Origin of the sequence: Enterococcus sp. DIV2385, from assembly GCF_051711925.1 — a bacterium.
Taxonomy (GTDB): Bacteria; Bacillota; Bacilli; order Lactobacillales; family Enterococcaceae; genus Enterococcus; species Enterococcus faecalis.
Genome location: NZ_JBIONV010000001.1, coordinates 176,853 through 192,486 on the forward strand (window position 1 = coordinate 176,853; position 15,634 = coordinate 192,486).

Annotated in this window: 16 protein-coding genes, 1 pseudogene and 1 riboswitch; of the genes and pseudogenes, 12 read left to right on the forward strand and 5 right to left on the reverse strand. The window is 38.5% G+C overall.

All coding sequences use genetic code 11. The features are described from left to right. Positions 1-12: 12 nt before the first annotated feature. From rpsK to IGM04_RS00915, 11 genes and pseudogenes are all read left to right on the forward strand, one after another. A complete protein-coding gene (gene rpsK, locus IGM04_RS00865; protein WP_002356226.1) occupies positions 13-402 on the forward strand; it encodes a 30S ribosomal protein S11 in 390 nt (129 codons plus the stop codon). 80 nt (positions 403-482) lie between these two features. Continuing rightward, positions 483-1,421 carry a DNA-directed RNA polymerase subunit alpha gene (locus IGM04_RS00870; RefSeq protein ID WP_002356227.1) on the forward strand — a complete coding sequence of 313 codons (939 nt, stop codon included), beginning with the start codon at positions 483-485 and terminating at the stop codon, positions 1,419-1,421. A 73-nt stretch (positions 1,422-1,494) separates the two neighbouring features. Next, entirely contained in the window at positions 1,495-1,878 is a 384-nt protein-coding gene (gene rplQ / locus IGM04_RS00875; RefSeq protein WP_002356228.1) for a 50S ribosomal protein L17, read from the forward strand. A gap of 45 nt (positions 1,879-1,923) precedes the next feature. Continuing rightward, positions 1,924-2,136, forward strand: coding sequence for a hypothetical protein (locus tag IGM04_RS00880; protein WP_002387511.1), 213 nt, complete (start codon positions 1,924-1,926; stop codon positions 2,134-2,136). Between the two features lie 16 nt (positions 2,137-2,152). After that, positions 2,153-3,352 carry a hypothetical protein gene (locus IGM04_RS00885; protein WP_086317583.1) on the forward strand — a complete coding sequence of 400 codons (1,200 nt, stop codon included), beginning with the start codon at positions 2,153-2,155 and terminating at the stop codon, positions 3,350-3,352. A 15-nt stretch (positions 3,353-3,367) separates the two neighbouring features. Then, complete coding sequence (locus IGM04_RS00890; RefSeq protein WP_002359353.1) at positions 3,368-4,543, forward strand: M20 family metallopeptidase; 1,176 nt, start codon at positions 3,368-3,370, stop codon at positions 4,541-4,543. A 201-nt stretch (positions 4,544-4,744) separates the two neighbouring features. Then, positions 4,745-5,584 (forward strand): energy-coupling factor ABC transporter ATP-binding protein, encoded by an 840-nt coding sequence (locus IGM04_RS00895; RefSeq protein ID WP_002359354.1) that lies wholly within the window; start codon positions 4,745-4,747, stop codon positions 5,582-5,584. After that, entirely contained in the window at positions 5,560-6,429 is an 870-nt protein-coding gene (locus tag IGM04_RS00900) for an energy-coupling factor ABC transporter ATP-binding protein (protein WP_002381364.1), read from the forward strand. Before IGM04_RS00895 ends, IGM04_RS00900 begins: the two co-directional genes overlap by 25 nt. Continuing rightward, on the forward strand, positions 6,426-7,223 hold the full coding sequence (locus IGM04_RS00905; protein WP_002373841.1) for an energy-coupling factor transporter transmembrane component T family protein: 798 nt from the start codon (positions 6,426-6,428) through the stop codon (positions 7,221-7,223). The genes IGM04_RS00900 and IGM04_RS00905 overlap by 4 nt, the downstream gene beginning before the upstream one ends. 18 nt (positions 7,224-7,241) lie before the next feature. Further along, entirely contained in the window at positions 7,242-7,991 is a 750-nt protein-coding gene (gene truA / locus IGM04_RS00910) for a tRNA pseudouridine(38-40) synthase TruA (RefSeq protein WP_002356237.1), read from the forward strand. A 71-nt stretch (positions 7,992-8,062) separates the two neighbouring features. After that, positions 8,063-9,465, forward strand: a pseudogene (locus IGM04_RS00915) (IS3 family transposase). 93 nt (positions 9,466-9,558) lie between these two features. Here the strand turns inward: IGM04_RS00915 and IGM04_RS00920 are convergent. From IGM04_RS00920 to IGM04_RS00930, 3 genes are all read right to left on the reverse strand, one after another. Beyond that, positions 9,559-9,870 carry a heavy metal-binding domain-containing protein gene (locus IGM04_RS00920; protein WP_002381365.1) on the reverse strand — a complete coding sequence of 104 codons (312 nt, stop codon included), beginning with the start codon at positions 9,868-9,870 and terminating at the stop codon, positions 9,559-9,561. Between the two features lie 132 nt (positions 9,871-10,002). Continuing rightward, a complete protein-coding gene (brnQ, locus tag IGM04_RS00925; RefSeq protein WP_002361550.1) occupies positions 10,003-11,358 on the reverse strand; it encodes a branched-chain amino acid transport system II carrier protein in 1,356 nt (451 codons plus the stop codon). A 90-nt stretch (positions 11,359-11,448) separates the two neighbouring features. After that, the gene (locus tag IGM04_RS00930; protein WP_002391263.1) at positions 11,449-11,940 is read right to left on the reverse strand and encodes a GNAT family N-acetyltransferase; all 492 of its coding nucleotides are present in this window, start codon (positions 11,938-11,940) and stop codon (positions 11,449-11,451) included. Positions 11,941-12,113: 173 nt separating this feature from the next. On the opposite strand from IGM04_RS00930, the gene IGM04_RS00935 reads away from it, so the two are divergent. After that, the gene (locus tag IGM04_RS00935) at positions 12,114-12,698 is read left to right on the forward strand and encodes a TIGR00730 family Rossman fold protein (RefSeq protein WP_179189085.1); all 585 of its coding nucleotides are present in this window, start codon (positions 12,114-12,116) and stop codon (positions 12,696-12,698) included. Positions 12,699-12,742: 44 nt separating this feature from the next. Here IGM04_RS00935 and IGM04_RS00940 read toward each other — a convergent pair whose 3' ends face one another. Next, positions 12,743-13,483, reverse strand: a complete 741-nt coding sequence (locus IGM04_RS00940; RefSeq protein WP_002356242.1) for an amino acid ABC transporter ATP-binding protein — start codon at positions 13,481-13,483, stop codon at positions 12,743-12,745. An 11-nt stretch (positions 13,484-13,494) separates the two neighbouring features. Further along, positions 13,495-15,078, reverse strand: a complete 1,584-nt coding sequence (locus tag IGM04_RS00945) for an ABC transporter substrate-binding protein/permease (protein ID WP_002381368.1) — start codon at positions 15,076-15,078, stop codon at positions 13,495-13,497. Positions 15,079-15,273: 195 nt separating this feature from the next. Further along, a riboswitch (Lysine riboswitch) is annotated at positions 15,274-15,448 on the reverse strand. Positions 15,449-15,634 lie beyond the last annotated feature (186 nt).

Here is a 15,634-nt window from a genome sequence, read left to right on the forward strand (position 1 = left end):
GGTTAGAACTTCATGGCAGCAAAAAAAGTTAGTCGTAAACGCCGTGTCAAAAAGAATATAGAATCAGGTGTAGCACATATCCATTCTACATTCAACAATACAATCGTAATGATTACTGATACACATGGTAATGCATTAGCATGGTCATCAGCAGGATCATTAGGCTTTAAAGGAAGCAAAAAATCAACTCCTTTTGCCGCTCAAATGGCTGCAGAAGCCGCAACTAAAGTGGCAATGGAACATGGACTTAAAACTGTAGACGTAACAGTTAAAGGACCTGGTTCTGGACGTGAAGCAGCAATTCGTTCATTACAAGCAACAGGTTTAGAAGTGACTGCAATTCGTGACGTGACTCCAGTTCCTCATAATGGATGCCGCCCTCCAAAACGCCGTCGTGTTTAATGAGCGCCACTCATTCTGAGTTTGAATTAGGAACGTCATTGAACAAGACACTTTTCGTTTTGAAAGGGGTATAGATAAGAATGATTGAATTTGAAAAACCAAGAATCGAAAAAATTGATGAAAATAGAGATTATGGTAAGTTCGTCGTTGAACCATTAGAACGCGGTTACGGAACTACTTTAGGTAACTCTCTACGTCGTATTTTATTGTCTTCTTTACCAGGAGCTGCAATTACGAATATTCAAATCGATGGTGTTTTACACGAATTCTCAACCATTCCAGGTGTACGAGAAGACGTAACACAAATTATTTTGAATATTAAAGGCTTAGCATTGAAATTATATGCTGAAGAAGAGAAAACCCTTGAGATCGATATTACAGGACCCGCTACCGTGACTGCCGGCGATATTATCGTGGACAGTGATGTTGAGATCCTAAATAAAGATTTAGTTATCTGTAGTGTTGCTGAAGGAGCTACTTTCCATGCTCGCTTAACAGTGAAACCTGGTCGTGGCTATGTTCAAGCAGACGAAAACAAAAAAGAAGATATGCCAATCGGTGTACTTCCAGTTGATTCCATCTACACACCCGTTCGTCGTGTTAACTACCAAGTAGAAAATACACGTGTTGGTCGTCGTGATGATTTCGACAAATTAACAATGGAAATATGGACAGATGGTTCAATCATTCCTCAAGAAGCACTAAGTTTAGCTGCGAAAATCATGACTGAGCATTTAGATATCTTTGTAAACCTTACTGACGAAGCGAAAAACGCTGAAATCATGGTGGAAAAAGAAGAAACTCAAAAAGAGAAAATGCTAGAAATGACGATTGAAGAACTTGATTTATCAGTTCGTTCATATAACTGTTTAAAACGTGCAGGCATTAATACTGTACAAGAACTTACAAACAAATCTGAACCAGAAATGATCAAAGTACGTAATTTAGGTCGTAAATCTCTTGAAGAAGTAAAACTTAAATTGCATGATCTAGGATTAGGATTACGTAAGGACGATTAAGACTTTTACGAAGTTTCCAGTCCTGCTTAACAGCAGTGGCTCGTGAGAACAGAAACGAAGGAGGGAACCCAACGTGAGTTACCGTAAATTAGGACGCACATCAAGCCAACGTAAAGCTATGCTACGTGATATTACAACTGATTTAATCATCAACGAACGCATCGTAACTACTGAAGCTCGTGCGAAAGAAGTACGTTCAACTGTAGAAAAAATGATTACTTTAGGTAAACGTGGAGATCTTCATGCACGTCGTCAAGCAGCTACTTTCGTTCGTAATGAAGTTGCTAGTGTTCGTGAAGAAGATGAGTCTATCGTTGTTGAATCAGCTTTACAAAAGCTATTTAACGATTTAGGACCTCGTTTCGCGGAACGCCAAGGTGGTTACACTCGTATCTTGAAGACAGAACCAAGACGCGGCGATGCAGCACCAATGGTAGTTATCGAATTTGTTAAATAATTAATAAACCGATCACTTTATAGATGTTTCTTTTAGAGTGTTATGATGTTGGAGGCGACTCCGAGTCTAGCTCTGCTTTCCCTGCTAAAGATGGCTTTAGCAGGGGAGCACTCATCATATAAAGGTGATTTTTTTTTGCTTTGGGAAAACGCTGTTTTCTCAAAGCTTTTTTGTTTCTTAAAAGCATTGCAGAAGCTTTTCCGGTTTGTTATACTGATTATTAATTGGAATTTTCAGATAATTAAACATCTGAGTTAGTAGAAGGGGGAATTATATGTCGCAAATGTTTGCTTTTTCGTTGCTGATGGTTATTTTATACATTGGTGATGTAGTTTCTATCAAAACAAAAGCTTGGATTCCATCTGTTTTTGTTTGTGGTGTTTTATTTATTCTTGGTTATTGGACTATTTTTCCACAAAATATTGTGGAAGTGGCAGGGATTCCTACAGTGGTTGCCACTTTATTAATGTATCTGTTGATTACTAATATGGGCACTCTGCTCTCTATTAAAGAATTGGTTAATCAATGGAAAACGATTGTGATTGCTTTGTCAGGTATTCTGGGCATTATTGCCTTGTTATTAGCTGTAGGGACTTTTGTTTTTGACTTAAAAACAGTTTTAGTTGCAATCCCGCCGTTAGTAGGAGGTTTAGTTTCTTCATTAGTAATGTCAGAAGCGGCTCAATCAGCTGGTTTAGCCTCACTTTCAGTTTTGGCAATTTTAATTTATGTCATTCAAGGGTTTGCTGGTTATCCCTTAACTTCAATTGTTCTAAAAAAAGAAGGAAAGCGGAAGCTTCAAGAATATCGAGCAGGGACATGGCAGCCGGTTCATGAACAAGAGGGGCAAGTAACAGGAGCAGAACCAGATGTGCCTAAACTATTTGAAAAAGTACCCAAACGATATCATACAGATTATTCACGAATTTTACGTTTAGCCTTAGTTGCCACACTCGCTTATTATGTTTCTGTGTGGACGGCACCGTTTGTGACGATTAGTCCTTTTGTGCTGTGTTTATGTTTTGGCGTGATTGCAACGTCTTTAGGCTTTTTAGAAAAGCAACCATTGCAGAAAGCAAATAGCTTTGGTTTTGCGATTTTAGGGTTAATGCTTTTTGTCTTTGATGGCTTAAAACAAGCCACACCTGAAATGTTGATGGATTTATTTTTACCAATGATTGGGATTATTGTGATTGGTGTTATCGGGATGTACATCTTTTCAGCAATTGTTGGTCGTGTATTAGGTGTGAGTAAAGAGCTGGCATTCGCTGTTTCGTTGACAGCTTTATATGGCTTTCCAGCCGATTATATTATTACTAATGAAGTGATTCAATCATTGACAGAAGATGAACAAGAACAGGCGGCTTTAACGAGCCATTTAATGCCACCGATGTTAGTGGCAGGTTTCGTAACAGTCACCATTGTTTCGGTTATTTTAGCGGGTATTTTTTCAAGTATTTTATTAAGTTTGTAGAAACGGGGCGTAAGTATGAAAAAAATCAAAGCACTAGTCAAGCAGCATGCACAAGAAATGATTGCTTTTCGACGGGATTTACACCAACATCCAGAATTACAATTTGAAGAATTTCGAACGACAGAAAAAGTCGCGGCAGTTCTTGATCAATTAGGAATTACTTATCGCAAAACAGAACCGACGGGTTTAATTGCTGAAATTGTGGGCGGCAAACCAGGCCGAGTGGTTGCGCTGCGGGCGGATATGGATGCCTTACCTGTACAGGAATTAAATGAAGATTTAGCTTATAAATCTTTAGAAGCTGGCAAGATGCATGCATGTGGGCATGATTCCCATACCGCGATGTTAGTAACAGCAGCTAAAGTATTAAAAGAAATCCAAGAAGAACTTCAGGGAACAGTAAGGTTAATTTTTCAACCATCTGAAGAAAATGCGCAAGGTGCTAAAGCAATGGTTGCGCAAGGCGCAATGACCGGTGTTGATGATGTATTTGGCTTACATATCTGGTCACAAATGCCTGTAGGAACCGCTTCGTGTCGAGTGGGCTCAAGTTTCGCATCCGCAGATATTTTTTCTGTTGATTTTAAAGGACGTGGTGGCCATGGTGCCATGCCAAACGCTTGTATTGATGCGGCAGTCATAGCTTCTTCTTTCGTGATGAATCTGCAAACGATTGTTTCTCGGGAGACAGATCCTTTAGATCCAGTAGTTGTCACGATTGGACGGATGGATGTGGGGACCCGTTTTAATGTGATTGCTGAGAATGCACGTTTAGAAGGAACGGTTCGTTGCTTTAGTGTAGCAACGCGTAATCGAGTAGAACAGGCGCTGCAACGCTATGCGGAACAAACAGCCGCTATCTACGGTGGGACGGCTTCGTTAGATTATCAATATGGAACGTTGCCAGTGATTAATGATGAGCAAGATGCCTTGTTTGCCCAAACACTAATTAAGGAAAATTTTGGTGAAGCGGCCTTAAGACAAGAAGAGCCGACAACCGGTGGTGAAGACTTCAGTTATTATACTGAACATGCTTCTGGTTGTTTTGCCTTAGTGGGAAGTGGTAATCCAGAGAAAGATACGGAATGGGCACATCACCATGGTCGTTTTAATATTGATGAAGATGCGATGGCAATGGGTGCTGAGTTATATGCCCAATATGCGTTTGAATATTTGAAGACACATTTTTAAAAGAAAATCAGTAACTTCTTGTTTTATGAGAACAAGAAGTTATTTTTATGAAAAAAAGACCTGTCAAGACAGATAAGAGCTCCCATAATGACCGTTCTTTTGGTATAATAAAAAATAGTGTGAAGAATCAGAACAGATGATTGAAAAAACGCTACTTTTTTGGTAGTGTTAGAAAGAATAAATAGATTGAGGGAGTACGCGATGCAACCAATCATTGAACTAAATAATATCCAATTTAATTATCAACCAGAAGATGCTTCTCCCGCTTTAAAAGATGTGTCTTTTTCCATTCAACAAGGCGAATGGGTCGCTATTATTGGCCATAATGGTTCTGGTAAATCAACGTTAGCCAAAACGATCAATGGGCTGTTACTGCCAGCTGCTGGGACTATCAAAGTTGGCGGCAAAGAATTAAATGAAGCAAACGTCTGGGATATCCGGCGTATGGTAGGAATGGTCTTTCAGAATCCAGATAACCAATTTGTCGGTTCAACAGTCGAAGACGATGTGGCTTTTGGTTTAGAAAATCAAGGTATTCCGCGTGATGAAATGGTCGAACGTGTTCACGATGCATTAGAACGGGTTCGTATGTTAGATTTTGCCAAGCGAGAACCTGCTCGGCTATCTGGCGGCCAAAAACAACGAGTAGCTATCGCTGGTGTGGTTGCTTTGCGACCAGATATTATTATTTTAGACGAAGCGACAAGTATGTTAGATCCAGAAGGTCGTGCAGAAGTAATTGCTACCATTCAAAAGATTAAAGAAGAAAGCAATTTAACAGTTATTTCTATTACCCACGATATTGATGAAGCGGCTAATGCGAATCGTATTTTAGTGATGCGCCAAGGACAATTGACAAACGAGGGAACACCAGAAAAGATTTTTTCTGCAGGAGAAGCGCTTGTTGAAATGGGCTTGGATTTACCGTTTCCTGAAAAATTAAAAGTAGCTTTGAAAGAGCGTGGCGTTGTTGTGCCAACGAATTATTTAACAGAAGAAGGGATGGTGGATTGGTTATGGACATCCGTTTTAAACAAGTAGATTTTACTTACCAACCCAATACTCCTTTTGAGCAACGGGCATTATTCGATATTAATTTAACGATTCAAGACGGCTCTTATACAGCGATTGTCGGACATACTGGCAGTGGCAAATCAACGTTATTACAACATTTAAATGCTTTGGTGAAACCAACTAAAGGCCAAGTGACAATTGGAGAGCGTGTAATTACGCCAGAAACTGATAATAAGAATTTAAAACCAATTCGTAAAAAAGTTGGGATCGTTTTTCAATTTCCAGAAGCACAATTGTTTGAAGAAACAGTGGAGCGAGATATCGCTTTCGGACCGAAAAACTTTGGTGTTTCAGACGAAGAAGCGAAAAAATTAGCTAAGAAAATGCTTGATTTAGTCGGCTTAGATGAAAAATACTTACAACATTCTCCGTTTGAGTTATCAGGTGGTCAAATGCGCCGTGTCGCAATTGCTGGTGTGCTAGCGATGGAACCAGAAGTCTTAGTATTAGACGAACCGACTGCTGGTTTGGATCCTAAGGGTCGTAAAGAAATGATGGAGATGTTTAGTCGTCTGCATAAGGAACATAATATGACCATCGTTTTAGTGACACATTTGATGGATGACGTGGCTAATTACGCAGATCATGTGATTGTTTTAGAAAAAGGACAAATCGTCCGAGCGGGAGCACCACAAGAAGTTTTTCAAGAGACACAATGGCTGAAAGAAAAACAATTAGGCGTGCCAACTGCAGCCGAATTTGCTGAAAAATTAGTGGCAAAAGGCTTTTCTTTTGAGCAATTACCATTAACGGCCGATCAATTAGCCGATCAGCTTCTGAAAAAAATGCAGGAAGCAGGTGAGGCAAAATGATGAATAAATTGATTTTTGGGCGTTATATTCCAGGTGATTCTTTTATCCATCGTTTAGATCCGCGTGCAAAATTATTAGCTAGTTTTTATTTTATTGGAATTATCTTTTTAGCAAATAATTGGCAGAGTTATGTTTTAATAGCAGCTTTTACTGCTTTTGCTATTTCATTATCAAAAATCAGCGCCCGCTTCTTTATCCGCGGTGTTCGGCCATTATTATGGCTAATTCTGTTTACTGTGGCTCTTCAAACCTTGTTTACACAAGGGGGCGAAGTGTACTTTCAGTGGGGAATTATTTCCATTACCCAGTTTGGTGTGACGAATGGGCTATTTATTTTCTGTCGTTTTGTTTTAATTATTTTCATGTCAACGTTATTAACTTTAACGACGGCACCATTAGAGTTATCAGATGCGATTGAATATTTGCTACGTCCACTTCGTGTGGTGAAATTTCCAGTTCATGAAGTTTCATTGATGTTATCAATTGCCTTACGTTTTGTCCCAACATTAATGGATGAAACGGAAAAGATTATGAATGCCCAACGTGCCCGTGGTGTTGATTTTGGTGAAGGAAACTTACTTCAAAAAATGAAAGCTATTGTTCCACTTTTGATTCCGCTTTTCGTAAGTAGTTTTAATCGTGCGGAAGACTTAGCGACTGCCATGGAAGCAAGAGGTTATCAAGGTGGCGAAGGACGGACAAAATACCGCATTCTTCATTGGCACCTACGAGATACAATAGTAATGTTTGGCTTTGTCTTGTTAACCATTGGCTTATTTGTATTAAGAACTTAGAAAAGGTGAAGAAAAATTATGCCCCGCTATAAAGCAATCATTGCCTATGATGGCACTCATTTTCATGGCTTTCAAAAGCAGCCTAATGAGCGTACCGTTCAAGAAGAAATAGAAAAAACGTTAGCACGCATGAATAACGGACACTCCGTGACGGTTTTTGGTTCAGGACGAACAGATGCAGGTGTTCATGCAATGGGCCAAGTGATTCACTTTGATTATCCGCAGGAACGTCCGTTGGAAAAAATGCGCTTTGCGTTAGACACACAAACACCAGAAGACATTGCTGTGCGCAGCGTGGAACGTGTTTCAGAAGACTTTCATGCACGTTATCACGTGATCGAAAAAACCTATCAATTTAAAGTGGATATTGGCAAACCGCGAAGTCCATTTCGACGTTTTTATGCTAGTTATTTTCCGTATCCCATTGATCTCGAAAAAATCCAACAAGCTTTGCCTGATTTATTAGGCACCCATGATTTTACCTCTTTCTGTGCCTCAGGAAGTTCGGTAGAAGATAAAGTCCGAACCATTCATGAAGCCAGTGTTCATGTCAATGAAACGGGGGATGAATTAACATTCACTTTTCGGGGCGATGGTTTCTTGTACAAAATGATTCGGATTTTAGTTGGTACGCTATTGAAAATCGGCAATGGGCGGCTGGAACCAACCGCGATTCCAGCAATTATCGCAGCCAAAGATCGAAATTTAGCAGGTCCGACTGCTCATCCAGAAGGATTGTATTTAGCAGAAGTGAAATATGAAAACTAAAAAGACGTAGACCTTATGAGCCGACCCCAAAAAGTTAGACCTAGAAATCTAACTTTTGGAGGTTTTTTTGTATGGCAAAATACAGTTTTGAATTTAAACTTAAACTTGTTCATGACTACTTATCTGGTCAAGGAGGTCTAAGGTTTCTCGCAAAGAAGTATGGGTTTAAAGATAGTTCTCAAATAAGCAAATGGATAAATGCCTATAAAGAACTTGGTGAAGAAGGCCTACTTCGCAGTCGAAAAAATAAGAATTACTCTGTTCAATTTAAGCTAGATGCGATAGAGTTATATTTAACAACAGAGTTGTCCTATCAAGAAGCAGCTAATCTTCTAAAAATGAACAATCCATCATTGATTGCGAATTGGCTTAGAACGTATCAGAAGTTTGGTATAGAGGGACTCTCTAAACAGAAAGGACGTCCACCTACCATGTCTAAAAAGAAACGAAATGAACCCCAACCACTACCAAGTGAACGATTTCAAGTAGAGAAACTAGAAAAAGAAAATAGAATGTTAAAAATTGAGAATGCCTATTTAAAAGAATTGAGGAGACTGCGTTTAGAGGACGAACAAAAAATGAACGAATCGCACGAATCATTCACAGTCTCCGAAGACACTTTCGATTAAAAGATATTTTGGAAACCTTAAGGTTTCCAAAATCTACTTACATGTACTGGCAAAAACGCCTCGACAGAACAGCTTCAACACAAATCATTGAAGAAGAAATTCAAGCGATTCGTAAAAAACATCAACATTATGGCTATAGAAGGATAACCCAAGAATTGAAACGACGTGGATTTCAAGTGAATAAAAAGAAAGTCCAGCGATTAATACAAAAGTTAAAGTTACAAGTCAAAGCTTTTACTAAGAAATCCAGAAAATATAATTCCTATAAAGGAATCGTTGGTAAAATCGCTAAAAATTTGATTCGTCGCCGATTTAAAACCTCTGTTCCTCATCAAAAAATTACAACTGATACAACTGAATTTAAGTACTTTGAAGCAGATAACGCAGGCATCTTTCGTCAGAAAAAACTATACTTAGATCCATTTATGGATATGTATAATAGTGAAATTCTAAGCTATAGCCTTTCTACTCAACCAAATGGTAAAACAGTTATGGAAGGTCTGAAAGAAGCAATTTCTCAAACAAATGATTGTCCCTATCGGCGCACCTTTCACTCTGATCAAGGCTGGGCTTATCAAATGAATGTCTATATACAAACATTAAAGGACAACAATATCTTTCAAAGTATGTCTCGAAAAGGAACCTGTTTAGATAATTCTCCCATGGAGAATTTCTTCAGTATCCTAAAACAAGAAGTGTACTATGGAAAAATCTATCAAAGTCAAAATGAATTGATAGAAGCAATTGAGAACTACATTTATTATTACAATCATCACCGAATCAAGGAAAAACTTAACTGGAAAAGCCCAGTAGAATTTCGACAATTCAATCAAAAAACTGCATAAAAATAGAGTGGAAAAATCCACTCTATAAAAAGTCTAACTTTTTGGGGTCACTACACTTACAAGAAAAGGTCTGCGTCTTTTTAGTTGCAAAATTTAGATGTATTTAACAGCTGTTCCGTAAGCCACGACAGATTGCATGTCTGTGCCAATTGTTCCAGAATCAAAACGCATCATCACAACGGCATCTGCACCTAATTTAGAGGCTTCTGCTTTTAAACGTTCGATTGCTTGGTCGCGTGCTTCTCGTTGCATATCAGTGTAACCTTTGATTTCACCGCCAACTACGCTTTTTAGTCCAGCACCTAAATCTTTAAACATATTTTTAGAACGTGTGGTTAACCCGAAAACTTCTCCAATAATTTCATATTCTTGACCGCTAATTCTCTCGGTTGTTGTAACTAACATGGGCAATTTCCTCCAGTACTTGTTGGTAACTTCAATTTACCATAGTCAAGAGTTTGGTACAACGAATATACATAAAAACGACACTAGAAAAGATGTGCTTCCGCATTTTTTCTAGTGTCGTTTTGGTAAGAATTAATCAAGAATAGGATCTTTTTTAGAAATCATGACCCAAACCCAACTAATTAGAAAAGCAACCGTTGCTGGAACGACCCAGCCCATGCCAATAGTGAACAATGGTAAGTATTGGCCGGCTTTTTCTAAAAGCGTTGTTACAAACGCCGTATCTTTGATAAAGGCAGGCGCGCTATTTAATGCATCTAAAACAGCAGCAATCAATGTGATATAGGTCGTTGCTTGATAGACTTCCCGTCGATGTTTGAAAATAGGACTGATGATTACCAAAAGCATTAAAGTAATCGCCAATGGATAAAGGAACATCAAGACTGGAACGGCAAATTGAATGATGTTGGTTAAGCCGACATTTGCAAAAATAGCTGGTAAAATAACAACAATTGCCAAGAATTTTTGATAGGAAACTTTCGGAAACATTTCTTCAAAAGTCTCAGAAAAGGCTGTGCTTAAGCCGATACCGGTTTTTAAACAAGCAAGAACTACGATAAAAGCCAGTAAAATACTCCCTGGTAGGCCTAAATAGTAATTAGCAATTTGGGCTAAGGCAATCCCGCCGTTTTCACTGATTGGAAAAGCCCCGATACTCATTGTTCCCATATAAGCAAGTAAGGTATAGATAATCCCCATCAATACAACACTGAAAGCACCTGATTTAATCATTCCTTTAGCGATATCTCCTGGTTTTTCGACGCCCATATTTCGTAAAGTGGAAACGACAACAATCCCAAAAGCTAATGAAGCTAAAGCATCCAACGTATTATAACCTTCTGTAAATCCTTTAAAGAAAGGACTTGAAATATAATTTTCACCAACAGCGGCACTGGCCACATGACCTAATGGTTTTACAAAGGCTAAAACAATCAAAATTCCTAGCAATGCTAAAAATAACGGATTTAAAAATTTACCCACATAATCTAAGATTTTACTTGGCTTTCTAGAGAAGAGCCAAACGGCTAAGAAAAATAATGCGGAAAAGCCAGCAAGAACCAGCCATTGCAAGTCTTTAGGAACAAATGGTGCAAGACCAATCTCAAAAGAAGTAGTTGCTAACCTTGGTAAAGCAAAGAAAGGACCAATCGTTAAATATAATAGTAAGGTAAAAATAAGAGCATAACGACGATTAATCCGAGAAGCTAAGTCAAAAACACCTGAACTTTTAGAAACACCCATAGCAATGACACCAAGAAAAGGTAAGCCAATTCCAGTAGCTAAGAAGCCCAAGTTTGCTAAAAAGACGGAAGCCCCCGCTTCTTGTCCCATATGTACAGGGAAAATTAAATTTCCAGCACCGAAAAACAAACCGAATAACATTGAACCAACGTATAGATAATCACGCCAAACTAACTTTTTTTGCATAGATTCACACTCCTTAATATTGTCTTATTATTTAAAATAACAGAAGAAGAAACAGAGAGCAACCAGTTTTTATAGAAAACATTGGTTTTCTTATTTTTCTATGAAATAAGCATACTGATAATCATCACAATAGTGTCCATTTATATAAAATTCTTCTTTAAAATGTGCTTCCTGCACAAAATCATGTTTTTCATAGAATCGAATGGCTTCTTGATTGGTAGCCATTACTCGCAAACTCAGCTTATGAATCCCGCTTATCTGGGCCATATCTTTGACATACGACAACAAAGAACCACCAATCCCTTGTCCTTGGAAATCTGGCGAAACGCCAATACTTAGTAACCATTGCTTTTGATGAGCTGCTAACGAAGTGGGCGGATGGACTTCAATAAATCCAGCGAGTTGTTGTCCGCTGATGGCAACAAAAATCGTTTCATCTTTCATTTTTTCCTGATATGCCGCAAGCGAGAGTGGTTGTATCTCGGCAGGGGTATTCTTTTTTGTCCAAATGATTTGATCCAAGGCATGTAATGCGGGCCAATCTGCTTCGGCAACTAAGCGAATAGTGAGTGAGGTAGACAAGATAATAGGGCTCCTTTTTCTGAAATTTTAAAATATAAAAAGACTATAGCATTTATTGTCTGAAAATTCAAATACTTTTAAAACGAAAAGAAAAATGGCTGCACCTTTTCGAGAAAATCAAAATATGCTACCATAGCTACCAGAGGATAGATGGTAAAAAAGAATCTATCTAAATGGAGGGTATGTTTGTGAAAAAAATGGCAGTATATTGTGGCGCCAGTCTGGGGAATGAGCCAATCTATCAGCAAGCTGCAGTAGCGTTAGCCGCTTGGATGAAAGAAAATCACTATGATCTAGTTTATGGCGGTGGCAATGTTGGTCTAATGGGTACGGTGGCTGACACGCTTTTAGCAGAAGGTGGAGAGGTAATTGGTGTCATGCCCACTTTTTTAATGGAACGAGAGATTGCACATAATGGCATTACAAAGATGCATACAGTCAGTGATATGCATGCGCGTAAGAAAAAGATGATTGAATTGGCAGATGTGTATTTAGCTTTACCCGGTGGTCCCGGCACGCTAGAAGAAATTAGCGAGGTGATCTCTTGGGGCCGAGTCGGTGAACATATGAACCCTTGTATTTTATACAACGTGAATGGTTACTATGATTTATTAGCTGCTTTTTTTGATAAAATGGTAGAAACTAATTTCTCAACAGCGGCGGATCGAGCTAAAATTTTCATTTCAGATTCCTTAGAAGAAATTGGTGCATTTATTGATTCCTATGAACCGCCAATGATTCGTCAATACAAAAAATAACAAAAGAGGCAGTCACTCTAACCAGAATGACTGCCTCTTTTTTACTAGTTTTTCGTTAAAATCCGATGTAAGAACTCTTTTGTCCGAGCTTCTTTTGGATGGACAAAAATATCTTCAGCGGTCCCTTCTTCAGCAATGACACCTTTATCCATGAAAATAACACGATCGGATACGTCCCGCGCAAATTCCATTTCATGTGTTACAATCACCATTGTTAGCCCTGTATGGGCAAGATTTTTCATCGTTTTTAGCACTTCGCCAACCATTTCAGGATCCAATGCAGAAGTTGGTTCATCGAAAAGTAAAACATCTGGATCCATTGATAATGCTCGAGCAATGGCTACCCGTTGCTTTTGTCCACCAGATAATTGAGCAGGTTTGGCATCAATAAAACGAGCCATGCCAACTTTTTCTAAATTTTCTAAGGCAATTTTTTTGGCTTCTTCTTTGTTTCTTTTTAGGACAGTCATCTGACCAGAAGTACAGTTTTCTAAGACATTCATGTTATTAAATAAATTGAATGATTGGAAAACCATACCTAAATGGGTCCGATATTTGGGCAAACTATAACCACGTTCTAAAACATTTTTACCATTATAGATGATTTTGCCATCTGTTGGTTTTTCTAACAAATTAATACAACGTAATAACGTTGATTTACCAGAACCAGAAGAACCGATAATGGTGACAACTTCTCCTTTATTGACGTTCATATTGATATCTTTTAATACTTCGTTTTCGCCAAAGCTTTTTCGTAAATGTTCAATTTCAATAATTGCACTCATCTGTTTGCCTCCTAGCTTTCTTTTCCTTCTTCAGTTAATTCTTCTACTTTAACGTAAGCAGAAGGGCCATCCATTTTACGTTCCACAACACGTAAGATTCGTGTAATCACAAAAGTCATTACCAAGTACATGATGCCGACAATTGTAAAGGTTTGGAAGAACTGGAAGTTTGCGCCAGAAGCAGCATTCCCTTGGAAGAATAAATCTGCGACACCGATAACACTTAACACGGCTGTATCTTTGATATTAATGACAAATTCATTCCCTGTTGCAGGTAAAATATTACGTAATACTTGGGGAATAACGACTTTACGCATTGTTTGTCCATGGGTCATCCCAATCGCTTGTGCTGCCTCGAATTGTCCTTTATCCACTGCGAAAATACCTCCGCGAACAATTTCAGACATATAGGCACCAGTATTCACAGAAACGATAAATAGTGCGGCCACTGTTCGGTCTAAAGAGATGCCAAAAGCTAGAGCTAAACCATAGAAAATAACCATTGCTTGAACCATCATTGGTGTACCACGGAAAACTTCAATATAAATAGAAAGAATTAAATTTCCTAATTTTTGGAAGAAACGAGCGACTGGGTTTTCAGAATCTGGAATTGTACGGAAGACACCAATTAGTAAACCAAGGGTTGTTCCGACAACTGTCCCAATTAACGCGATAAATAGCGTTAAACCAGCACCACGTAAAAACATGTCGCCATATTGATTCCAAATATTTTTGAAATCGTTAATAAGTCCTGTTTTTTGTTCATCACTATCTGTTGCTGCAGGTTGATCCTTGATTGCTTGGTCCATAATTTTTGTCCGTTCATCTTGAGAAATACCTGCTAAAATTTTGTTTACTTTTTCAATATCTGGATCGCCTTTACGCATGCCGACTGCTACTTGCGAGTCTTCAGCGCTAGCATCAAAGCCATTTTCTTTTGGAAATTCTAACATTTTTAATTCTTTATTGACACTAGTTGCTGTTATGCCTTCAGGGCGTTCACTAACATACCCATCAATCATGCCAGAAGCAAGTGCTGTTCGCATAGCTGAAAAGTTATCCATTGCTTGCTGTTTATTGACATTTGGAATTTGATCAATTAATCCGTAGTGGAATGTATTTAGTTGAGCCGTAATTTTAGCATCAGCTAAATCTTTCAAGCTTTTTGCATTAGCGTATTTGCCATCTTTTTTAACAATTACGACAAATTGTGATTCATAATAAGGGTTTGTAAAAGCAATTTCTTTTTTTCGTTCAGCGGTTGGGCTCATTCCGGCGATAATGGCATCAATTTTTCCAGATTGTAAGGCGGGCGCCAAGCCATCCCATTTGGTTTGGACGATTACTAATTTACGACCTAAACCATCGGCAATTTTTTTAGAAATTTGAACATCATAGCCGCCTGCATAAGAGTTGCCTTGAATAGGCACTGCGCCATGTGCGTCATTTTTCTGTGACCAGTTAAAAGGGGCGTAGCCAGCTTCCATGCCGACACGAAATTCACCATTTTCCTCCGCCGAAGCGTTGGTTGTCATGCCAAGTAACGAAAATAGCGTGACAAGTAGTAGACTGAATGAAAAAACTTTTTTGTTCATCTTTTTCTCTCCTTTAAATTTCTTGTCTGATTGATCGTTTTGTCTTTTTTCAATCAACAAGCTTTGATAATCAGCTGAGCAAAAGCGATTCTGTCTTTTTAAAGGAGAATACTTCTGTCACAACCTATTTTTGAATACAAAAAAAACAACCAAACAGATGTAAGGTTGCTAGGTAATGTCGAAAAAAATTCCTCAACGAAACATAGCACAACTTAGCATCACTACTAAGACAGTCCGCAAGCTCTTAACTTACGTCCCAACACACAACAGAAGAGGCTCCGTTATGCATTTCGGCGATTGATCCTAAACTTGCTTCCCAGTGTCCTCTCACTCCACAAGCGTAATAAAAACCGCGACCTCTACCTCTTTTTTGAGGCACTATTCAGTTATTAAATTCAGTTATTAATTTTAGGATAAATCCAGAAGAAAGTCAATATGTTCCAGCAAAGGAATTTATCAAGAGGACACAAACACCATGAAATTAGCGTAACATTTTCCCTACGAAATAGAAACTAATACGAAAAAAGCAACCATTCCTAAAGGAACAGTTGCTTTT